Annotated in this window: 19 protein-coding genes and 1 riboswitch; of the genes, 11 read left to right on the forward strand and 8 right to left on the reverse strand. The window is 63.1% G+C overall.

Features of this window, described 5'->3' with window-relative positions; translation table 11 throughout:
- The first annotated feature begins 5 nt into the window (after positions 1–5).
- On the forward strand, positions 6–1,331 hold the full coding sequence (locus tag AC1RJY_RS01330; RefSeq protein ID WP_498601008.1) for an MFS transporter: 1,326 nt from the start codon (positions 6–8) through the stop codon (positions 1,329–1,331).
- 27 nt (positions 1,332–1,358) lie between these two features.
- Here AC1RJY_RS01330 and AC1RJY_RS01335 read toward each other — a convergent pair whose 3' ends face one another.
- The 5 genes from AC1RJY_RS01335 to glyA all read right to left on the reverse strand — a co-directional run bounded on the left by AC1RJY_RS01335 (position 1,359) and on the right by glyA (position 6,533).
- Positions 1,359–2,192, reverse strand: a complete 834-nt coding sequence (locus AC1RJY_RS01335; protein WP_011773963.1) for an ABC transporter permease — start codon at positions 2,190–2,192, stop codon at positions 1,359–1,361.
- Positions 2,189–3,043: an ABC transporter permease gene (locus AC1RJY_RS01340; protein ID WP_210064379.1), complete on the reverse strand. Its 855-nt coding sequence runs from the start codon at positions 3,041–3,043 to the stop codon at positions 2,189–2,191. The genes AC1RJY_RS01335 and AC1RJY_RS01340 overlap by 4 nt, the downstream gene beginning before the upstream one ends.
- Positions 3,036–3,965 carry an ABC transporter ATP-binding protein gene (locus AC1RJY_RS01345; protein WP_043805892.1) on the reverse strand — a complete coding sequence of 310 codons (930 nt, stop codon included), beginning with the start codon at positions 3,963–3,965 and terminating at the stop codon, positions 3,036–3,038. The genes AC1RJY_RS01340 and AC1RJY_RS01345 overlap by 8 nt, the downstream gene beginning before the upstream one ends.
- A 226-nt stretch (positions 3,966–4,191) precedes the next feature.
- The gene (locus AC1RJY_RS01350) at positions 4,192–5,085 is read right to left on the reverse strand and encodes a bifunctional methylenetetrahydrofolate dehydrogenase/methenyltetrahydrofolate cyclohydrolase (protein WP_498601011.1); all 894 of its coding nucleotides are present in this window, start codon (positions 5,083–5,085) and stop codon (positions 4,192–4,194) included.
- A gap of 155 nt (positions 5,086–5,240) precedes the next feature.
- The gene (glyA, locus tag AC1RJY_RS01355; RefSeq protein WP_014921067.1) at positions 5,241–6,533 is read right to left on the reverse strand and encodes a serine hydroxymethyltransferase; all 1,293 of its coding nucleotides are present in this window, start codon (positions 6,531–6,533) and stop codon (positions 5,241–5,243) included.
- Between the two features lie 116 nt (positions 6,534–6,649).
- A riboswitch (ZMP/ZTP riboswitch) is annotated at positions 6,650–6,735 on the reverse strand.
- A 35-nt stretch (positions 6,736–6,770) separates the two neighbouring features.
- On the opposite strand from glyA, the gene purU reads away from it, so the two are divergent.
- From purU to AC1RJY_RS01380, 5 genes are all read left to right on the forward strand, one after another.
- Positions 6,771–7,622 (forward strand): formyltetrahydrofolate deformylase, encoded by an 852-nt coding sequence (gene purU / locus AC1RJY_RS01360; RefSeq protein WP_014921066.1) that lies wholly within the window; start codon positions 6,771–6,773, stop codon positions 7,620–7,622.
- A 21-nt stretch (positions 7,623–7,643) separates the two neighbouring features.
- A complete protein-coding gene (locus tag AC1RJY_RS01365; RefSeq protein ID WP_210064381.1) occupies positions 7,644–8,309 on the forward strand; it encodes a class I SAM-dependent methyltransferase in 666 nt (221 codons plus the stop codon).
- Positions 8,310–8,382: 73 nt separating this feature from the next.
- Complete coding sequence (locus AC1RJY_RS01370; protein WP_210064382.1) at positions 8,383–8,904, forward strand: gamma carbonic anhydrase family protein; 522 nt, start codon at positions 8,383–8,385, stop codon at positions 8,902–8,904.
- 110 nt (positions 8,905–9,014) lie between these two features.
- Complete coding sequence (locus tag AC1RJY_RS01375; protein WP_210064383.1) at positions 9,015–9,398, forward strand: PadR family transcriptional regulator; 384 nt, start codon at positions 9,015–9,017, stop codon at positions 9,396–9,398.
- Positions 9,395–10,108, forward strand: coding sequence for a hypothetical protein (locus AC1RJY_RS01380; RefSeq protein ID WP_210064384.1), 714 nt, complete (start codon positions 9,395–9,397; stop codon positions 10,106–10,108). Before AC1RJY_RS01375 ends, AC1RJY_RS01380 begins: the two co-directional genes overlap by 4 nt.
- Positions 10,109–10,217: 109 nt before the next feature.
- Here AC1RJY_RS01380 and AC1RJY_RS01385 read toward each other — a convergent pair whose 3' ends face one another.
- Both AC1RJY_RS01385 and AC1RJY_RS01390 read right to left on the reverse strand, forming a co-directional pair.
- Positions 10,218–11,924: a flavin monoamine oxidase family protein gene (locus AC1RJY_RS01385; protein WP_498601013.1), complete on the reverse strand. Its 1,707-nt coding sequence runs from the start codon at positions 11,922–11,924 to the stop codon at positions 10,218–10,220.
- A complete protein-coding gene (locus tag AC1RJY_RS01390) occupies positions 11,921–13,351 on the reverse strand; it encodes an amino acid permease (RefSeq protein ID WP_238324632.1) in 1,431 nt (476 codons plus the stop codon). Before AC1RJY_RS01390 ends, AC1RJY_RS01385 begins: the two co-directional genes overlap by 4 nt.
- 194 nt (positions 13,352–13,545) lie before the next feature.
- On the opposite strand from AC1RJY_RS01390, the gene alr reads away from it, so the two are divergent.
- Complete coding sequence (gene alr / locus AC1RJY_RS01395; protein WP_498601014.1) at positions 13,546–14,778, forward strand: alanine racemase; 1,233 nt, start codon at positions 13,546–13,548, stop codon at positions 14,776–14,778.
- On the forward strand, positions 14,768–16,381 hold the full coding sequence (locus tag AC1RJY_RS01400) for a PucR family transcriptional regulator (RefSeq protein ID WP_011773950.1): 1,614 nt from the start codon (positions 14,768–14,770) through the stop codon (positions 16,379–16,381). Before alr ends, AC1RJY_RS01400 begins: the two co-directional genes overlap by 11 nt.
- Here AC1RJY_RS01400 and AC1RJY_RS01405 read toward each other — a convergent pair.
- Complete coding sequence (locus tag AC1RJY_RS01405; protein ID WP_043471074.1) at positions 16,378–17,184, reverse strand: carbon-nitrogen hydrolase family protein; 807 nt, start codon at positions 17,182–17,184, stop codon at positions 16,378–16,380. The two genes, AC1RJY_RS01400 and AC1RJY_RS01405, sit on opposite strands and share 4 nt — an antisense overlap.
- A 311-nt stretch (positions 17,185–17,495) precedes the next feature.
- Here AC1RJY_RS01405 and AC1RJY_RS01410 point away from each other — a divergent pair, with 311 nt between their 5' ends.
- The 3 genes from AC1RJY_RS01410 to mmsB all read left to right on the forward strand — a co-directional run bounded on the left by AC1RJY_RS01410 (position 17,496) and on the right by mmsB (position 21,686).
- A complete protein-coding gene (locus tag AC1RJY_RS01410; protein WP_011773948.1) occupies positions 17,496–18,686 on the forward strand; it encodes an ROK family transcriptional regulator in 1,191 nt (396 codons plus the stop codon).
- A 130-nt stretch (positions 18,687–18,816) separates the two neighbouring features.
- Positions 18,817–20,373: a multiple monosaccharide ABC transporter ATP-binding protein gene (gene mmsA / locus AC1RJY_RS01415; protein WP_011773947.1), complete on the forward strand. Its 1,557-nt coding sequence runs from the start codon at positions 18,817–18,819 to the stop codon at positions 20,371–20,373.
- 44 nt (positions 20,374–20,417) lie between these two features.
- The gene (gene mmsB / locus AC1RJY_RS01420) at positions 20,418–21,686 is read left to right on the forward strand and encodes a multiple monosaccharide ABC transporter permease (RefSeq protein ID WP_011773946.1); all 1,269 of its coding nucleotides are present in this window, start codon (positions 20,418–20,420) and stop codon (positions 21,684–21,686) included.
- Positions 21,687–21,702: the final 16 nt, after the last annotated feature.

Here is a 21,702-nt window from a genome sequence, read left to right on the forward strand (position 1 = left end):
CTTCCTTGCCGCAATCCCTTCAGCCCAATGTTGCGCTGGAACCACAAGGTCCATCGTCCAAGCGCCCCGTCTCCGCTGCGCGTACTTTCTTCATCTCTTGCTTTGGAACAGCACTGGAGTTTTATGACTTCACCATCTATGGCCTGGCAGCAGCTCTGGTGTTCCCACAGCTGTTCTTCCCCAACCTTGACCCCCTGACCGGAACCTTGGTGGCATTCGCTTCCTTTGGCGCAGGATTCTTGGCCCGCCCCTTGGGCGGGATCGTCCTGGGCCACTTCGGCGACCGCCTCGGACGGCGGAAGATCCTGATCCTGACGCTCATCCTCATGGGTGGAAGCACCTTCCTGATTGGTTGCCTGCCAAGTGCAGATTCGATCGGTGCGGCCGCCCCCATGCTGCTCATTGCCTTGCGGCTGGTTCAGGGGTTCTCTGCCGGCGGTGAATGGGGCGGAGCTGCCCTGGTGGGAATCGAGGCAGCACCGGCAGGTCGTCGAGGACTGTGGGGAAGCTTCACAAGCATGGGCATTGGGCTGGGCGTGCTGATGGGTTCCGGCGTCTTTTCGCTCACCGACGCCATTGCAGGCGGTGAAGTGGCCAGCTTCGCTTGGCGGGTTCCCTTCTGGATCGGCGGCCTGCTGGTGGTCGCGGGCCTTATTGCCCGGCTGACCCTCCCCCAGGACGAGCGCCCCTCTACCGGCGAGACACCACGCATTCCGCTGCTCGCTGTCATGAAGTCGCACCCGCGACAAATCCTGATGTCCATCGGCGTGAGCTACGGCTACAACACCTTCACCTACATCGCCACAGTGTTCCTGATGTCCTACGTGCTCCAGCACGGCTACACGGGGAGCGAATCACTGCAATTCCAGCTGTGGGGCGCGGTGGCCAGCGTCATCTCGGCGCCGCTGGCCGCGATCCTTTCGGACAAGATTGGCCGTAAGCCGGTGATGGTGGGCGGCTCCGTGATGCTCATCATCTACTTCGTGGCGTTCTTCCCGGCCATCGAGACACACACCGGATGGATTGCCCTGCTGATGTTCACGTTGGGTGGCGCGCTCAACACAGTGCCGCAGGGCCCGCTGCCGGCGTTCCTGGGCGAACAGTTCCCAGCTGCCTCCCGCTATTCAGCCATCTCGGCGAGCTACCAGATTGGTTCTGCACTCGGTGGCGGTACGGCAGCCACCGTGGCCACAGCGTTGCTGATCGCCACCCACGGTGACCCGATCGGCGTCGTGATTTACACCGTCTCCGCGCTGGCAGTCATGGGACTCTGCTCCTGGGGCCTGCGCGACCACGCGAAGCTGACCATGGCCGACATCGAAACGGCCTAGAACCGGGGCGGGCTGCGCCGGCCGTTCCTACTTCAGGAACAGTTGGCGCAGCCTGCCCGTGGTCAGCATGATGCCCAGCGCGATCATCACCACGTAATAGCCCACATGGATAGCTGTGGCCGGGCTGAACGAGCCCACGCTGATCTGCCGCAGGAGTTCCACGCCGTGCCACAGTGGCATGGCCTGGATGAACCATTGGATGACCTGCGGGTACACACTGAGCGGGTAGAACGTGGCACTGAACAGGAACATGGGCAGCAGGAAGAAGTTGATCCAGTCCATCTGCTGGAAAGTCTTCATGAAGCTGGTAATGCCCATCCCGAAGCTCGCGAAGCCGAAAGCGATCAGCACCGAGGCGGGAATGACCAGGATGGCCCACCAACTGGTGAGCAGGCCCATCACCCCCATGACTGCCGTGAAACCCGTGGCGTACAGGAGGCCCCGAAGGAGAGCCAGGAAGATCTCGCCGATGGCTACGTCCAGCGGACCCAGGGACGTGTAGAGCATCCCTTGGTACAGCTTGGCGAAGTTCATCTTAAAGAAAACGTTCCAGGTGGAGTCGTAAATGGCCCCATTCATGGCGGAGACCGCCAGGAGCGCCGGCGCGATGTACGCGGCGTAGCTGATTTCCTCGCCGCCCGGGCCTTGGACCGTGCCCACTATGGAGCCCATACCCACGCCCATGGCCAGCAGGAACAGCACCGGCTCGAAGAACCCGGACACCATCACCAGCCAGGTGCTGCTCTTGGCCGCCATCAGCCCTCGGCCCACCACTGCCTTGGCGTTACGGGAGTACAGGGAACCGAACTTCCGCTCGCGGGCCAGGTCCGTGGCACTGTGGCCACCTGTCAGGACACTCATGAGCCCATCCTCTTCACGAATTGGCGGCGCACCAGCACCCAGCCCACAACTGCCGTCACCAGCAGGAACACAATATGAGTGATGGTCAGCAACGGGTCCTGGTCCATCCCGTAGGTGAACACCCGGCCCAATTCGGTTCCATGCCAGACGGGTGAAATCCAGCCGATCCAGCGAACTGCGATCGGCAACGAATCCAGCGGGAAGAACGTCCCCGAGAACAGGAACAGCGGCATCACAATGAAGCGTTGCACCAACGCGAATTGCCCTTTGTCCTGGGTGATGCTCGCGGCGTAGGCCATCAATGGCAGGCCAAAGCTCAGGGCAGCCACCGTGGCCACAATGGCGGAGACCCAACCCCACGGACTCGGTGAAGCGCCAAACAGCGCCACCACCACAAAGTAGACCACCGACTGAAGCAGGAACCGCAGGGAACTGGCCATGATGTGGCCACTGGCGATCTGCTGCGGAATCAACGGCGAGGCATGCGGGCCGTAGAACACGCGGCGCCATTTGAAGCCGTCCATGATCGGGTAAGAGAATTCCCCCGACGCCGTCATCACCGCAGCGGAGACTAACAGGGCCGGAGCCACGAACTCCAGATAGCTGACGCCTCCGAACGCGGCCTCGCTGTTGGCGTCCACCAGGCTGGCGAGCCCGACTCCCATGGCGAACAGGTACGCCACCGGCTGCCCCACGCTGTACAAGATGACGGACCAGCCGTAGTTGCGCATGACGCGAAGCACCTGCTCCGCATAGAAGAACGAGCCCCAGCGTCGCGCCCGGGCAGCCGACACCTCGGGTGAGTGGGCCCGCAACGGCCGCTCCGCCGTCGTGCTTTGATTGTCAGTCAACGAGGCTCCTGCCGGTCAGCCGCAGGAACACGTCCTCCAGCGACGAGCGGCGCACCAGCGAGGTCATGGGCCGCAGCCCTCGGGCAGTGACCTGCTCCAGCGCGGCCTCGCCGTCGTGCGCGTAGATGAGCACTCGGTCCGGCAGCGTCTCCAGGCGCTCACCGATGCCTTGAAGTTCGACGCCGATGGTCGCGTTGCGCTCGGAACCGAACCTGAGCTCGAGTACTTCGCGCGACGAGTGCTCGCGGATGAGGTTGGCGGGCGAACCTTCGGCCATGATGCGGCCTTTGTCCACCACGATCAGGCGGTCGCAGAGTTGCTCGGCCTCATCCATGTAGTGCGTAGTGAGGATCAGCGTCACGCCGCTTTCCTTGAGCCTGAAGAGCCGGTCCCAGAGGATGTGGCGGGCTTGGGGATCAAGGCCGGTGGTGGGCTCGTCAAGGAGCAGGATGCGCGGCTCGTTGATAAGCGACCGCGCGATGGTGAGCCGCCGCTTCATGCCGCCGGACAACGCATCCACCTTCGAGTTCGCTTTGTCCGTCAGCTGCGCGAACTCCAGGAGTTCGTCGGCTTTGGGGCGCAGATAGCTCAGGGGCAGGCCGAAGTAGCGACCGTAGACGATCAGGTTCTCGCGGACCCTGAGCTCTTCGTCCAGGTTGTCCTGCTGCGGGACCACGCCCAAGTGCGCCCTGACCTCGGGTCCGTGGGATTCCGGGTCCAAACCCATGATGTTCAGCGTTCCCGAGGTGCGTTGCGAGACTCCACCGATCATTTTCATGGTGGTGGATTTGCCGGCGCCGTTGGGTCCCAGCAGACCGAAAGACTCCCCGGCGGGTACGTCGAAGGAGATGTTGTCCACGGCGGTGAGTTCACCATAGGCCTTGGTGAGGTTCCGCGCGCTGATGACGGTTGGTCGGTTCATGTCGAAGCTGGTTTGCGACGATTCTGACGGTGTTGGTGACGGTGTCGGAGACGGTGTCGGAGAGCGGGTTGCTTCATTGTGCACCCTCAGCAGACTAGTAGCGCCCACCGATATGTGAAAGCGTCAGCTGCGAGGCCGTTTCGGGGCTTGGCTGCCGATGATGCCGTGCGCACGGCATCTTCGGCAGCTTAGCCCCGAAACGGGCCACGGCTGTGTTCGCGGAAACCTACGCGATGCCCGCCTGGCGCTCAGCGCTCTCCACCACATTCGCGAGCAGCATGGCACGGGTCATCGGACCCACACCGCCCGGGTTCGGGGACAGCCAGGCAGCGACGTCGGCAGCGGCCGGATCCACGTCTCCGGTGACAACAGCCTTGCCGTTGCCATCGTCAACGCGGCTGACGCCGACGTCGAGCACCACTGCGCCCGGCTTGAGGTCTTCAGCCTTGATCATGTGCGGCACGCCGGCGGCGGCAATCACGACGTCGGCCTGCTTGAGTTCCGCGGGCAGGTCCACCGTTCCGGTGTGGGCAAGGATGACGGTGGCGTTGACTTCCTTGCGGGTCAGCAGGAGGCCTATGGGGCGGCCGATGGTGACGCCGCGGCCAACCACCAGGACGCGCTTGCCCTTGAGTTCAATGTTGTGGCGGCGAAGCAACTCCACACAGCCCTTGGGCGTGCAGGGCAGCGGGGACTTCATTTCGCCGTTGACGTTGGCCACAAGGCGGCCAAGGTTCATGGGGTGCAGGCCGTCGGCGTCCTTGTCCGGGTCCATGGCTTCCAGGATGACGTCCTGGTCGATGTGCTTGGGCAGCGGAAGCTGGACGATGTAGCCGGTGCACTCGGGGTTGTCGTTGAGCTCGCGAACAACCTTCAGGAGGTCTTCCTGGGAAATGTCCTCGGGGAGGTCGCGGCGGATGGACTGGATGCCGACTTCGGCGCAGTCCTTGTGCTTGCCGCCGACGTACCAGGTGCTGCCGGGGTCGGATCCCACCAGGATGGTGCCCAGGCCCGGGACGATTCCCTTGGCTGCCAAGGCTGCAACGCGGGTGGTCAGTTCTGCCTTGATGGCTGCGGCGGTGGCCTTGCCGTCGAGGATCTGTGCGGTGGACTGTGTCATTCCATCTGCTCTTTCTGGTGGGTGACCTGCGTGAGTGGGCCGTGGGGAGGCCCAAGCAGACGGGACCCGCTGCCGTGGGGTATGGCGGCGGGTCCCGTCAGCCCCGGTTCAATGCCCGGGTTGTGCTTGTTTACTGATTGCTGCGGGAGCGCGGGTTACCACTGCTCGTGCTGCGGGTACAGCGGGAAGTCGGCGGCGAGCTTGTCCACGCGGGCCTGCAGCGACTCGACGTCTGCTGAGGAACCGGCCTTGAGCGCGGTGGCGATGATCTCTGCAACCTCGGTGAACTCAGCAGCACCGAATCCGCGGGTAGCCAGGGCAGGCGTACCGATGCGGAGACCGGAGGTGACCATCGGCGGGCGGGGATCGAACGGAACAGCGTTGCGGTTCACGGTGATGCCCACGGAGTGCAGAAGATCTTCGGCTTGCTGGCCGTCCAGCTGCGAGTTGCGCAGGTCAACCAGGACCAAGTGAACATCGGTGCCGCCGGTGAGGACCGAGACGCCGGCCTCGGCAACGTCGGACTGGTTCAGACGGTCAGCGATGATCTTGGCACCCTCGAGGACGCGCTCCTGACGCTCCTTGAACTCTTCACTGCCGGCGATCTTGAAAGCAACGGCCTTGGCGGCGATGACGTGCATGAGCGGTCCGCCCTGCTGGCCCGGGAAGACGCTGGAGTTGAGCTTCTTGGCCCACTCCTGCTTGCCCAGGATCACACCGGAACGCGGACCGGCGAGGGTCTTGTGAACGGTGGAGGTGACGACGTCGGAGTGCGGGACGGGGCTCGGGTGCAGTCCTGCTGCAACGAGGCCTGCGAAGTGGGCCATGTCCGTCCAGAGGAGCGCGCCCACCTCATCAGCGATGGAGCGGAAGGCAGCGAAGTCGAGGTGGCGCGGGTACGCGGACCAGCCGGCGATGATGACCTGCGGCTTCTCGGCGATGGCCTGCTCACGGAGCTTGTCCATGTCGATGCGGAAGTTGTCTTCTTCAACCTGGTAAGCCGCTACGTTGTAGAGCTTGCCGGAGAAGTTGAGCTTCATGCCGTGGGTCAGGTGTCCGCCGTGTGCCAGGGACAGGCCGAGGATCTTGTCGCCCGGGGTGATCATGGCGGAGAGCGCTGCAGCGTTTGCCTGGGCACCGGAGTGGGGCTGGACGTTGGCGTACTCGGCGCCGAAGAGTTCCTTGACGCGGTCGATGGCGAGCTGCTCAGCGACGTCGACGTATTCACAACCGCCGTAGTAGCGGCGGCCCGGGTAGCCCTCGGCGTACTTGTTGGTCAGGACGGAGCCCTGGGCTTCCATCACGGCGCGGGGGGCGAAGTTTTCGGACGCAATCATTTCCAGGGTGCCGCGCTGGCGGCCAAGTTCCTGGTTGAGGACTGCTGCGATCTCGGGATCGAGATCGGCGAGCGACTGGTTGCTGACAGACGCTGAAGTGGTGGTAGTCACGGAGATCTCCTGGCTAGGGAACGGGTGGTGCTACAGGTCAGGCTACCGGCAGCAGCATTCCCGCGTCCCCTTGATGACAGGAGGCATCGGTCACGTGCGTGCGACGGTAAGACATGACCCTCGGCCCAGGCGTACGATCCGTGGTCTTCGTGATTGCCGCTCCCTGGTGGTAGTCCACCCAACGCCAGTTGCGACCCATTAACAGTACAACAAGGCAGCACCGGTAGGCTTGTCCGTGTGACTGACTCCACCGCTTTTGTTGTGACCCTCTCCTGCCCCGACCGCCCCGGCATCGTGCACGCTGTCGCCGGCGCACTTCTTGACGCCGGGTGCAATATCGCCGATTCGCAACAATACGGAAGTCCCACCACCGGCAACTTCTTCATGCGCGTGGAGGCAACCACTGCGTCCTCCCAAGACGAACTGGCCGCTGCCCTGCGGCCGGTGGCCGAATCCTTTGGCATGACCTGGCAGATCAACCCCGTGGGCCAGAAGGTCCGCACCATCATCCTGTGCTCCAAGGACGCGCACTGCCTCAACGACCTCCTTTTCCAGCAGCGCACCGGCACCCTGCCCATCGACGTTCCGGCCATCGTGTCCAACCACCGCGACCTCGAGTCGTTGGCGGAGTTCTACGGAATCCCGTTCCACCACATCCCCGTGACGCCGGAAACCAAGCCCCAGGCCGAGGCGGAGCTGCTGAAGCTGATCGCCGAGCACGACGTCGAACTGACGGTCCTGGCCCGTTACATGCAGGTTCTCTCCAACGATCTCTGCACGGAGTTGAACGGCAAGGCCATCAACATCCACCACTCTTTCCTTCCCTCGTTCAAGGGTGCCAAGCCGTACCACCAGGCCCACGCCCGCGGTGTGAAGATCATCGGCGCCACTGCCCACTACGTGACGGCCGACCTCGACGAGGGTCCGATCATCGAGCAGGAAGTCATCCGCGTTGACCACGCACGCACGGCTGCCCAGTTCGTGCAGATGGGCCGCGACGTCGAAGGCCGTACGCTGGCCCAAGCAGTCCAGTGGCATGCCGAACACCGCGTGCTGCTCGACGGCACCCGGACCGTGGTGTTCAACTAACGCCGCTCCTATGCTGAGGGTATGCACGGCATCCCCGAGGCCAACCATGAAGCTGACCTGGCGGTTTACTACGACCGCCATGCTCCCGTCCGGAACACCCGGGCATTGACCCCGCATCGGGTTGAATGCAGGGAATGGTTCATCCGGCTGTTGAAGTCCGAGCACCGGCACTCATTGCTGGAACTCGGGTGTGGAACCGGGGTGGAGGGCGTGGAGTTCGTCCGCGCAGGGCTGCATTACACCGGTGTTGACCTGTCCCCGGAAAGCGTTCATTTGGCGCGCTCGGCCGGGCTCGACGCCTCGGTGGCCAGCGGGCGGGACCTGCCTTTTGCCTCTTCTGTGTTCTCTGCGGCGTGGACCATGAGCACTCTCCTTCATGTTCCCAACAGCCGAATTCACGACGTCGTCCGCGAACTGGTGCGGGTCACCGCACCTGGTGCGCCAATCGCCGTCGGGCTTTGGTCAGGTGAGGACGACGAAGTCCTCAACCCGGAGGACCTCGAGGAGCCGCGACGGTTCTTCAGCCGCCGTAGCGACGAAACCGTGCAGCGGATTTTTGGCGAACACGGTGCTGTGGAACACTTCCGGACCTGGCCGGAAGGTGTGGGCGTGGAGTCCGGCCCCGGCGCGGGTCAGTGGAATCAGCACTACCAGTTCCTGGTCCTCCGCACCCCGTTGCCCAACTGAGTCGCACTTCAGGCCGTTTTGGGGCGGCATATCGGCCTGAAGTGCCACCTGATGGGGAACTAAGCTGGGCTCCATGGCTCCTTCTTACACTTTCGCCGGGGATACTCCGGCCATCCATGACACCGCCTTCGTGGCACCCACGGCATCAATTATTGGCAAGGCCACGTTGGCCGAGGACTCCAGTGCTTTCTACGGCGTCTCCGTCCGCGCAGATACGGCCGCGATCAGCGTGGGTGCAGGGTCCAACCTCCAGGACAACGTAGTCCTCCACGCCGACCCCGGCTTCCCGTGCACCGTCGGCGAGCGCGTCTCCGTGGGTCACAGCGCAGTGGTCCACGGCTGCACCATAGAGGACGACTGCCTGATCGGCATGAGCGCCACCATCCTCAACGGCGCAGTAGTTGGATCGGGTTCGCTCATCGCTGCCGGCGCAGTGGTTCTGGAGGGCACGGTCATTCCCCCGCGCTCCCTCGTTGCCGGTGTTCCCGCGAAGGTCCGCCGCGAACTTACCGATGAAGAGTTTGAGGGTGTCAAGCACAACGCGGACCACTACAAGGAGCTCGCTGCGGCGCACAGGGAGATGCACACAAACTGACGCAAATCGCGAGGCCTGCCCTTCGACCGAACCTGAGCGTTCGGTCGAAGGGCAGGCCTCGCTGCATACCATGGCTTTACAGGCTAACTACTTAGAGTGACAATGTAGTCATGACAGCTTCCCATCCAGGTCCGCCGACGTCGGAAGGCGCTGATTGGCCAAGTGATTGGCTGCGTGCGACGCTGGGCTTCCTCTCGCTTCATGCCCTCTCCGCTGGCCCCTCCTACGGTTACGCGATCATCAGTGAACTTGAGCGCCACGGGTTCGGCACCATCAAGGGCGGCACTCTCTACCCGCTCCTCACCCGTTATGAGGCCGCTGGCCTGGTCACCACCGAATGGCGGGCAGGGGACGGCGGACCGGGCCGAAAGTACTTTGCCCTGACTGACCGCGGGCGCACCGAAGTGAAACGGCTCAGCGCGGACTGGCTGCGATTCACCGAGCTCAGCAAGCGATACCTCGACGGGCAGGACACGAAGGAGACCACTACATGATGCAGGAAACCGCCAACAAGAAATGGTTTGACGAACTCGTCCTGGAACTTCGACTCCGCCAGGTACATGGGGATGCAATCGGTGACACCGTGGCAAGCGTCCGGGAACTCCTCAGAGACACCGGCCAACAGGCTGAGGAAGCGTTCGGGCCAGCACGCAGCTATGCGGCCGAGCTCGAACTTCCACGTGCGCCGAAGTTTGAATGGGTAAGGAAGGCGCTCTGGCCATCCATGCTGGGCATCTTGGCCTTTTTGCTTTTCAACCAGGCCGTGGTGCCATGGGCCCGCTCCGAGCCAATGCTGATTTCGCCGGTACAAGCAGCTCTTGTTGCGACGCCGCTCGTAGTCATTGCACTCCTGCCGCTCTATCTCACCGCAGCGGTCCGGCACCACTGGGTGCTCGTAGGCCTTGTTGTCATTTGTGTAGCGTCAGGGCTTGCCTCCGGAGTAGTAGCGCCAACCAACCGGGCGGATGCATGGCTGGAACTGAACCCTCTCCCCTGGCTCATGGGCAGCGCCGCCATCATGGTTCTTCTCTCCATCGTCAACACGATGAGGCACCTTGGCCCGGATAACGACGACATTATCGACCCAACTGCCGACACGAAGCCGAACACCGGAGCGCGGAAGAAGATCGGCGTGCTGGTCACCAACTGGCTTTTCCCGATATTCGCGCTGGCCATGTTTGGCCTCGCCTTAGCCCTCAGCTAGGCGAACATCCCTTCGTGGATAAATACGAATGCGAGGCCCTGCCCTGCATCCCCACCGCCTCCCTGAGGGTTTAGGGTGCAGAGCGGGCCTCGCAACGTATAAGGGGAGATCAGTCCAGGGAGATCGGGCCGAGCTCATCCAGCAGGTCACCCGGACCCGGGTTGCCGGCAGCGGATGCGCCACCCAGGTGGTTCACCACTCCCCACACGGCGTTCAGGCCCGTGGTCACGGCACCCTCAGCCCATCCGGCGGTGAAGGACACATCGTCCCCCGCGAGGAAGATTCCGCGCTGGTGCTCCGCCAGCTGATCCTGCTTGAAGTGCGTGAACAAGCGCTGCTGGTACCGGTAGTGTCCGGGCAGGTTGGCCTTGAACGCGCCCATGAAGTTGGGGTCCGCTTCCCAGGACACCGTGATCGGCTGCCCGATGATGTGGCTTGAAATGTCCACGCCCGGGTAGATCTGCTCCAAGGAGTGCAGCATGAGCTTCACGCGTTCCTCGGCGGTGAGCGCTAGCCATTTCAGGGCGTCGTCGTTCCAGGTGTAGGACAGGAGGATGACAGCGGGCTTGTCCGGGCCGTCGTCGAGCAAGTACGTTGCCCGGTTGAGGCGGTCGGTGAGGGTCATGGACAAGACCTCGCGGCCGGTCTCGGGATCGATGTCCTTCCAGAACGGCCGGTCCACCATCACGAAGGTCTTAGACGACTGCATGTAGTGCGAGCGCTCGATCGCTGTCCACAACTCGGCTGGGAACAGCGCTTCCTCGGTGTGGATGCGCGTGGACAGCAGCCAGGACTGGCAGGTGGTCACCACGGCTTGGTACGTGGCCTCGCGCCCCCAGTTCTCGCGGACCAGGAGGTCGCCGTTCTCCGCCCGGCGGATGTTGTCCACGGCTCCGCGCGGCGAACCGGAGTGCAGGGACGCGAGCGAGGTGCCTTCCGGCCAGTACTTAAGGCCCGACGGCGCGTGGTTCCAGAGTGCCTCGGGGAGCCTTTGCGCTCCTCCCTTAATGGAGCGGTGCTGGTCGTCGGCGTCGGTGTAGACCACGCGGAGGATTTCGAGGATGGAGTTGGGGAAGTCGGTATCCCAACCACCGGTGCCGAAGCCCACTTGCCCGAATGCTTCACGGTGAGCGAACCCGGCCTCCTTGAAGGACTTGCTGGCGGCGATGAAGCCGTAGAAGGTTTGCTCGTCGAGTTCCGGCAGGAGGGCGTTCCAGAGTTCTTTGATCCGCTTGGTGTCGCGGGCCTTGATGGCTTCCTGCATCTCGGCGAAAGCAGCGCCGTCATTCACTGCGGCTTTCCAAGCGTCAGCCACTTCGAGGAAGAACTCCGGCAGCTCGTCAGCAGTGGTGGCGTAGTGCTTCTTACCCGCAAGTTCAATGACCGTGGAAGAAGTTGCCGGCGCCATGGGATTGGGGAAATCGTTGGTGTCCAAGCCAAGGAGGTCCACGTAGTGGTAGAAAGCCTTCCCGGAAACCGGGAAGCGCATGCCGCCGAGGTCCGCCACAACGCCGGGCGCGGACGGGAAGCTCGCAGTCCGGAGACGTCCACCGATCTGGTCGGCCTCGTAGATGACGGGTTTGAGGCCAAGCTTCATGAGTTCATACGCAGTGACCAGGCCGGACAGCCCGGCGCCGATGATGGCCACCTCGGTGCCGTAGAGCTCCTCGGGGACTGAGCCCAAACCGTCCGGGTGCGCCAGGTAATGGTCGTAGCTGAACGGGAAGTCCGGGTTCAACATGGTGATCGGTGCGCCGGCTGCTGCGGCGGGCGCTCCTGGTTCCTCGATGAGCGGGAGTTCGGTGGCGATGGTCATGAGTTTGCTGCTTTCACAGGTTCCGGGCTCACGGCCCTGGTGGTTAGTTCACGGTAGTCCTGTTCGCTGAGCGCGGCTACCTTGGAGTTCCGGCGTCCATAGCCGAAGTAGATGGCGATGCCCACGAGCATCCAGACACCGAAGGTGATCCAGGTATCGGCACCGAGGTTGATCATCAGGTAGGCACACATCAGCGTGCCCAGGATGGGAGTGATCGGATACAGGGGAACCCTGAAGCTTCGCTCAAGATCGGGGCGGTTGCGGCGCAGGTAGATCACTGCAACATTGACCAACGCGAACGCGAACAGGGTTCCTATGCTGGTGGCGTCGGCCAGAGCACCCAGCGGGACCAAGCCAGCGGCAAGGGCGACGCCGACGCCAACGATCAGCGTTCCGGCCACAGGGGTGCCGGTTCGGCGGGAAATGCGTCCAAAGACTTTGGGCATCATGCCGTCGCGGGACATGGAGAGCATGATGCGGGTCTGACCGTAGAGGACTGTCAGCACGATGCTGGCGATGGCAAGAACTGCACCAATGGAGAAGACCAGCGCAATCCACGGCTGCCCGGTGATCTCATGCAGGATCTGCACCAGAGCAGCCTCCGTACCGTCAAACCAACCCCAAGGCCGGGCGCCAATGGCAGCGACGGCAACCAGGACATAAATGCTGGTGACGATCACCATGGACAGCATGATGGCCCTGGGGAGATCCCGCTTGGGGTTTTTGGCTTCCTCACCCGCGGTGGAGGCGGCGTCGAAGCCGATGTAGGAGAAGAAAACGCTCGACGCTGCGGCGGATACCCCTGCGGCACCCATCGGGAGAAGAGGCTCGAAGTTACCGGCATTGAACGCGGTGAACGCTACGGCGCAGAAGAAGAGCAGGATGCCCACCTTGATCACCACGATTGCCGTGTTGATCCACGCACTCTCACGTGCACCGCGGACCAGCAGGACCATGGCCAGAATCACGATGATCATCGCGGGGACGTTGACCACGCCGCCATCCCCCGGCGGCTGGCTCACGGCGTCCGGCAGGAACTGACCGAAGGCAGCCAAGGTCTCGTTGACGTACTGTCCGGCCCCCACGGCAACTGCTGCAACCGAGACCGCGTACTCCAGCACCAGGCACCAGCCGCAGATCCAGGCCATGCCCTCGCCCATGGTGGCGTAGGAGTAGGAGTAGCTGGAACCTGCCACCGGAACGAGTCCAGCCATTTCGGCATAGGACACGGCGGAGAGCAGAGCGGCCAAGCCGGCGATGACGAAGGAGATCCAGATGGCAGGTCCCGCCAGCGGCACGGATTCGCCCAGGATGACCAGGATGCCGGTGCCGAGCGTGGCACCGACGCTGATCATGGTCAGCTGGAGGACCCCGAAGCTGCGGACCAGCGGCGTTCCGCTTTCACTGCTTCCGGCTTCGCTGACCATCTGGCCAATGGGCTTACGGCGCAGGAGTTGCGCGCCCAGGCTCGGCCTGGCGCCGTTGGCCGCAGCCGGGTTTCTGGTGTTCACAGGCACAGTCACCCTTGACGTCCCTTCAAAGTAGTTTCGATTTCCCCTCCACAAGACTGGCATGTGAGCCACCTCTCACCACGGTGCAAAATGACCTATAGTGTTCAACCATGAGACGTAATGCACACTATCAAGAGGCTGCTTCGGCAGCCCTTTCGGGGCAGGTCACCGTGGACCTGTCGGCGATTTCGGACAACATCCAGGCCCTGAAAAAGCGCACTGAGGCGCCATTCTTCATGGCCGTGGTGAAGGGAAATGCTTATGGCCACGGACTGGTGGAAGTAGCCCGCACAGCTGTCAAGGCTGGAGCGGACTGGCTGGGAACGGCCCAGCTCAGCGAAGCGATTGCGCTCCGCCAAGCAGGCATCACTGTGCCGATACTTTCCTGGTTGTATCTGGCATCCCAGACAAGCGCCACCATTCGCGAAGCCCTCGAAAACGACATCGATGTGTCGCTCGGGAGCGTTGGCCAACTGGAGGTGCTGGCAGGCATCGCGAAACGCCTGGGCCGTCCCGCCGTCGTGCACTTGGAACTGGACAGCGGCCTGAGCCGCGGCGGTGCGCGCAAGGAAGACTGGGCCGAGCTCGTGGCGCAGGCCCGGCAGGCAGAGCTCGACGGGAACCTTCGCGTACTCGGCATTTGGACCCACCTGGCCTGGGCCGATGTACCAGCGCACCCCGGCAACCTCACCGCCGTCGCCGAGTTCGAGGACGCTGTTCGCGAAGCGCACCAGGCAGGACTTGCCCCCGAACTTAGGCACGTATCCAGCTCTGCGAACATCCTGGACCGGCCCGAATTCCACTTCGACATGGTCCGCGCAGGCCTGGCAATTTACGGACTCGCCCCGGCCGATCACCTGGACCCTGCCGACTTTGGCCTGCGTCCCGCGCTCAGCGTGACCGCACCGCTGGTCATGCTCAAGAAGGTCCCCGCAGGCACCGGCGTCAGCTACGAACACCAGGCCATCACCTATGAGCCGCGATACCTCGGGCTCATCCCGCTCGGCTACGCGGACGGCATCCCCAAAGGCATCAGCGGCCGTTCGGTGGTGAACATCGGCGGGCGCACGGTCCCGGTGATCGGAAAGGTCTGCATGGACCAGTTCATGGTGGACCTTGGGCCGGACGCGTCGGGAATCGACGTCGGCGACACGGCGGTGCTGTTCGGTGACCCGGCCTGCGGGGCGGCGAGCGCCGACGACTGGGGCGCCGCGATTGGAAGCCACGGCGACGAAATCATCAACAGGATCGCGCCTCGGCTCCCCCGCGCTTACGCCACTACCGCTTACCGGTGCCCCGACTACCAGGAGCCGGCAGCCGCCGGGCCAGGCAATGTCGCCTGAGCCCGCCACCGCCCGCCTCAGTTTCGTCACGCTCGAACAGTTCCTGGAGCAGCTGCCGCCGGAGTTGAAAATGCTTCACGACGGCGGCAGCGGCACCTCGCTGCTGCGATGGGTGGAACCGAGTGAGCTCGAAGACCCCACGCCGTACCTGCCGGAGGGCGAGTTCCTCCTCACCGCCGGGTTGCCCTTCCTTGGGAAGGGCGGCTCGGCGGCCAAGGTGGACGCCTACGTCCAGCGGCTGGTGGATGCCAAGGTGGCTGCGCTCGGATTCGGCATCAGGCCGTATTTCGACGCCGTCCCGGACGTCCTGCTGGATGCTTGCCGCAAGCACAACCTCACATTGTTCGAGGTACCTGAGTCCGTGCCGTTCGCGGCGATCGGCCTGGAATTCTCCCAGCTTCTGGAAACCGACAACGCGAGGGTCTTCCGGCAACTGGCGGACACCAACCGCCAACTCATGCGCGCGGTACTCTCCCCCAGGCCGGAACACGAACTGCTGGCCGCCCTGGTGCAGAGGGTTCCCGTGTGGGCTGTTTTGGTGGGCGCTGACGGACGGGTCCGGGCGCGCGGGCACAACGCCGGCGGCAGCAGCGGCGTCGAACATTCCTTGTTGGCACCGCTCCTGGAGCGGCTGCTGTCAGGCAGCGGTCCGCGTGTAGAGATGGACGGTTTTGAGCAGCCGGGATCGGCGCTGGTGTTCGGGCATCCGTTGCGCAGCACCAAGGATGCAAACCTCGGCGCCCTGATCCTCGGCTCCGACGCGCCGCTGACTCCTGCGCAAAACAATGTGGTGCAGGCGGCCGTTGGTCTGCTGGAGTTGCTGGTGAGGCAGCGGACCAGTGGCTCGTTGGCACCCAGCCAGCTGGCTACGGCCGTGCTGTTGCACCCGGACTCGCTGGCGTCAGGCGGCACTAAACATGTCAACGGGCTGAAGGACCTGCTCGCCCAGAGTCTGTCGTCCACCCGGTCGGCACAGATGCGGGTGGTTCAAGGCGTCCGGGTTGATGGCGCGGCTGACGACGGCCCGGTTCGCGAGGTGCTCCAGTGGCGGCGCCTGTTCGACACCAAGCTCGTGGAGATCACCGAGTACGGTTTCGCGGCCATTACGCGGCTCAGGGTTGACGATTCCCTGCTTGCGGATATCGAGAAGCTGGGCTGGCGACTGGTAATCGGCGAGCCAACGGAACTCCTTGGCCTTCAGGCGGCATACCAACGGGCGGGTTCTTTGCGCAGCCGCGTTGTCTCCACCGGCAAGAGCGCCCGCGTGGACGAGGTGACGTGGTCCGTCACAGGACTCCTGGGCCGTGAAGCGGGAACCATGCTGGCCGAACGACTCCTGGCACCCGTGCTGTCGCTGGAAGCGGACCGGCGGGACCCGCTGTTGAGTGTCCTGCGAGGCTGGCTCAGCGAAAACGGCAGCTGGGACGGCTCGGCCAAACTCCTTGGACTTCACAGGAACAGTGTCCGGCGGCAGATCGGCGTGCTCGGCGAACTATTGGACATGGACCTCAACCAAGCGCAGATCCGGGCCGAGCTGTGGTTCGCATTGCAGTACGTGGACGAGCTGGTGGCCGGCGCTGCAGCTGAAGGGACCCGCGACTAGGCGCGCTTGTCCCACTCTGCATAGAGGTTCGGCCGGCGTTCGCGCAGGTACGGGACTTCCTCCCGTGCCGCGTTGACCGACTCCGTGCCCACCTCGGCGAACAGCAGGGCCGCGGACTCCCCTGCTGCCGCAAGCAACGAGCCGTCCGGTCCGGCCACGACGCTGCCGCCCAGGAACGTGTAGACGTCCTCATGCCCGGAGTGGTTGGCGTACGCCACGTTGAGCTGGCTCTCCAACGCCCGCGCGCGGATGAGGACCTGCGGAACGTTGTCGAACCCGGCAGAAAGAGCTGTTGGCACCAACAGGAGCTCGGCACCACGGGTGGCGGCGGCACGGACCGCCTCCGGGAACTCCACGTCGTAGCAGATCAGCATCGATGTACGGATTCCGTTGAAATCCACGACCGCGGGAGGTTCTTGGGCGCCAACGAACGCCTTGTGCTCCTCCGGGCCAAAGAGGTGGACCTTGGCGTAGTTGAGGACTTCGTTGCCCTCGGCATCCAGGAGGGAAGCGGTGATGTGCCAGGCATTCTCATGGTCGGCGACTGCCGGGAGGCTGTACACCAGGCCGATGCTGTGACGGCGGGCGATCTCGGACAGGCGCTCGCGGATGCCGGGGAGGGTAGCCGGATCCAGTTCAGCGTGGAGACGCAGCGGTGCGTAGCCAACGGGGAACAGCTCCGGTGTGAGGAGCAGCCCGGCCCCGGCTTGAGCGGCGCGCTGGGCGGCGTCGTCGATTGTGCGCAGGTTGGCCTCTACGTCCATGACGGAAGCGTTCGCCTGCAGGACTGAGAGCAGCATCATTACCACCTTGGTTTCGCCTGATCCCGTTGCCAAATTCACGTGCCCGGGAGGATCTTTCCTTCCAGCGTAGGCGTGGGACTCGAGCATCTGGTGAGGCAATTGGACCCGCACGCCCCCAAATCGGGACGCAATGCCCGCGCTCCCTTGCGTTGCGAGGCCACCTCTGCGCGCAAATGGGGGATCTTAGGGTGCATATCGGGCCTCACAACGGGTACTTAAGAGACATTCTTGCGTTGGAGTATGTCGGGCAGGGTTGACTTGCTGTGTTCACTTCTTGACTACAACATCGCTTGTGGGGCAATCTTCTTGTCATGCCCGCTACGCAGCGCTCAACGAAGAGCCACCCAAGAAAACCCGGCTCGCAGTCAGCGCTCCGCCACCTGAATCAGCAACGCATCATCGAATGCTTGTTGAGCGGGCCGTCCACGCAGGCAGAGCTCTCCCGGCAGACCGGACTTTCCACCGCCACGATCTCCAACATCGTGAAAATCATGCAGGACGCCGGCTTGGTTTCCACGGAACCGACCACCAGTTCCGGCCGCCGGGCAACCAACGTGAGGCTGAACAGCAACGGGGCCGTCGCCGTCGGAATCGACTTTGGACGCCGCCACCTGCGGGTGGTCCTCGCATCGTTGGGCTACCACGTGATTGCTGAGGATTACATTGAGTTGCCGCTAGGCCACCGGGCCGAGGAAGGCATCGCAGCGGCGGTGCGGTTACTGGAAAAGCTGCTCGAGGAAAACGGCATTGATCGCACAGCCGTTGTGGGTGCGGGAGCGGGCATCCCCGGCCCCATCGATCGACGCTCCGGCACGGTCGCCCAAGGCGCCATCCTCCCCGAGTGGGTAGGTATCGACATCCTCCATCGGCTGGAGGAAGCCCTGAATTGCCCCGTCTTTGTTGACAACGACGCCAACTTGGGTGCGCTGTCCGAAGTAACGTGGGGTCCCCACAGCGGGGTCTCCAACTTGATGTTCCTCAAGATCGGTTCGGGCATCGGCGCAGGCCTGATACTCAACGGGTTTCCTTACTACGGCAACGTGGGTATCACAGGCGAAATCGGCCACGCGACCATCCATGAACATGGTTTGGTGTGCCGGTGCGGCAACAGGGGTTGCCTCGAGACGATAGCGTCCACCACCACCATGATCGAGCTGTTGGGCCGTGGCCAGGAGACACTCCTGACGCCGCAGGACATCGTGCGCAACTGCCTCGCCGGGGACTCCGCGACCCAGCGCGTGGTGGACGATGCAGGACTTGCGGTTGGCCGCGCGCTCGGCAACGTTTCCAATCTGATCAACCCGGAAGTAATCGTGGTCGGTGGCCCCTTGGCGGGCCTCGGCGACCTTTTGCTGGACCCTATCCGCAGGGGCCTGGTGCGCCACGCAGTGCCCGTGGTGGGCGAGACAACGCACCTGGCCATGTCCTCCCTCGGGGCCCGTGCAGAAGCCCTTGGCGCAGCCGCATTAGTGTTCCAACATGCCGGTATTACCGGTAGGTAACGAAATCGTTAGCTGGATCTTGTGTTCAAGTCTTGACGACAAGATAGGTGATCCAGTTTACTTTTTCATCAGACAGCTCCGCCGTTTGCGGGGCCGACAACGAAGTCATGCATTGGAGGCGTAAGGGCTGATGACATCCCTCAACACGCAAAGTGATCCCGTCCTTTTGGAGATGCGCTCGATCACGAAGGAATTCCCAGGCGTGAAGGCCTTGTCGAATGTGAGCTTGCGCGTGCTGGCCGGCGAAATCCACGCAATTTGCGGCGAGAACGGCGCCGGCAAGTCCACGCTCATGAAAGTACTGTCGGGCGTTTACCCCCACGGCAGTTACACGGGCGACATCGTGTACATGGCCGAAACGCAGCAGTTCAAGGACATCCGCGCCAGTGAAGCGGCGGGCATCGTGATCATCCACCAGGAACTGGCGCTGATTCCGGAATTGTCCATCATGGAGAACATCTTCCTGGGCAACGAACCCACCAAGTGGGGCGTCATTGACTGGGCGGAAGCCCGCAAGCGTTCCATTGAATTGCTGGCCCGGGTAGGCCTGCGGGAAGACCCGGACACCCCCATCAAGGAAATCGGTGTCGGCAAGCAGCAGCTGGTGGAAATCGCCAAAGCGTTGAACAAATCCGTTCGCCTGCTGATTCTGGACGAGCCCACCGCAGCGCTGAACGAGTCGGACTCCCAGCACCTGCTGGACCTGATCCTTGGCCTGAAGGGCAAGGGCATCACCTCGATCATCATTTCCCACAAGCTCAACGAGATCGAACAGATCGCTGACGAGATCACCATCATCCGTGACGGCAAGTCGATCGAGACGCTGAACGTCAAACGGGATGGCGTGGACGAGGACCGCATCATCAAAGGCATGGTTGGCCGGACGCTCGAGTCCCGCTTCCCGGATCACGAGCCGAAGATCGGTGAAGTCTTCTTCGAGGTCAAGGACTGGACGGTGGGACACCCCCAGATCCAGGACCGCCTGATTTGCAAGGGTTCCAACTTCTACGTACGCCGCGGCGAAATCGTCGGCTTCGCCGGGTTGATGGGCGCAGGCCGCACGGAACTGGCGCGATCGTTGTTCGGTCATTCCTACGGTCGGTTCATCAAGGGGCAGGTCTACAAAGACGGCAAGCCGGTCCAGCTCCGCAGCGTTCGCGCCGCCATCGACGCAGGCCTCGGCTACGTGACCGAGGACCGCAAGTCCCTGGGCCTGAACCTGCTGGACGACATCAAGACCACCACGGTTTCGGCGGCCCTGAACAAGATCAGCAATTACACGGTGGTGGACACCCGCAAGGAATTCTCGGTCGCCGAGGAGTACCGGAAATCACTGCGAACCAAGACACCGTCGGTGGAAGAAGGCGTAGCCAAGCTCTCCGGCGGTAACCAGCAAAAAGTAGTGCTGGCCAAGTGGATGTTCACTGATCCCGATCTCCTGATCCTGGATGAACCCACCCGTGGAATCGACGTGGGTGCCAAGTACGAGATCTACGGCATCATCCAGAGGCTGGCCAACCAAGGCAAGGGAGTGATTGTCATTTCCTCGGAGCTTCCCGAGCTCCTGGGCCTGTCCGACCGCATCTACACCATCTTCGAAGGCGCCATCACCGGCGTCCTGGACAAGAACGAAGCAAGCCAGGAAAGCCTCATGAAGCTCATGACTTCCGCCCGCAAATCCGCCTGACCATTGGCCCAGCCTCGCCCCTTCCTGACACAAGGACCAAAACAATGAACGCGCTCAAGAAGCTATTTGGTGGCAATACCCGCCAGTTCGGCATGATCTTCGCCCTGGTGGCACTTATCGTCTTCTTCCAGATCTTCACCGAGGGCCGTACGCTCACCCCCGGCAATGTGATCAACCTGTTCAACGGCAACTCTTACATCCTGATCCTGGCCATCGGCATGGTCCTGGTGATCATCGCCGGCCACATCGACCTTTCCGTGGGTTCCGTTGCCGCCTTCGTCGGCGTCTTCGTGGCCCTGGCCATGCGGGATTGGGGTTTCCCATGGTGGGCCGGTGTCCTCTTCGGTCTAGTCCTGGGGGCAGTGATCGGTGCCTGGCAAGGATTCTGGGTGGCCTATGTGGGCATACCCGCCTTCATCGTGACCCTGGCCGGCATGCTCTTGTTCCGCGGCTTCAACCAGTTCGTCGGCAAGTCCAACACCATCCCTGTCCCCAAGGAATTCCAGTTCCTGGGCTCCGGATACCTGCCTGAAATTGGACCGAACACCGGCTTCAACAACCTCACCTTGCTGCTCGGAATCATTGCCGCCGCGCTCGTGGTGATCATGTCCCTGCGAGCCCGCGCCACCAACAAGGCGCTGGGAGCCGACGTTCCCGAGCTCTGGGTTGAAGTTACCAAGCTGGTCCTGATCTGCGGTGCCATCCTCTACGCCACGTACCTGTTCGCCACGGGCCGCCCCGGTACTTCCTTCCCCATCCCGGGCCTGATTCTGGCCGTCCTGGTCCTCATCTACGGTTTTATCGCCGATAAGACCGTCCTCGGCCGCCACGTCTACGCCGTGGGTGGCAACCGCCACGCAGCTGAGCTGTCCGGCGTGCAGTCCAAGAAGGTCAACTTCCTGGTCATGATGAACATGTCCGTCCTGGCTGGCCTGGCAGGCATGATCTTCGTGGGCCGCTCCACCGCTTCCGGCCCGTTCGACGGCGTCGGTTGGGAACTGGACGCCATCGCAGCCGTCTTCATTGGCGGCGCTGCCGTTACCGGTGGCGTCGGTACCGTGATCGGCTCGATCGTGGGTGGCTTGGTGATGGCCGTCCTGAACAATGGCCTCCAGCTCCTGGGCGTAGGCGCCGACCTCACCCAGATCATCAAGGGCCTGGTGCTCCTGGCAGCCGTTGCCTTCGATGTCTACAACAAGTCCCAGGGCAAGCGGTCCATTACCGGGCTGCTGATGAAGAACTTCCAGCGCAACAACGAGATCAAGCCCGACGAAACCACCTCCACCAAAGAGGTCATCTCCAAGGAAGCGTAATCCGCTTCCAGACAGA

The organism is Arthrobacter sp. GW822-FHT05G07 (genome assembly GCF_058799755.1).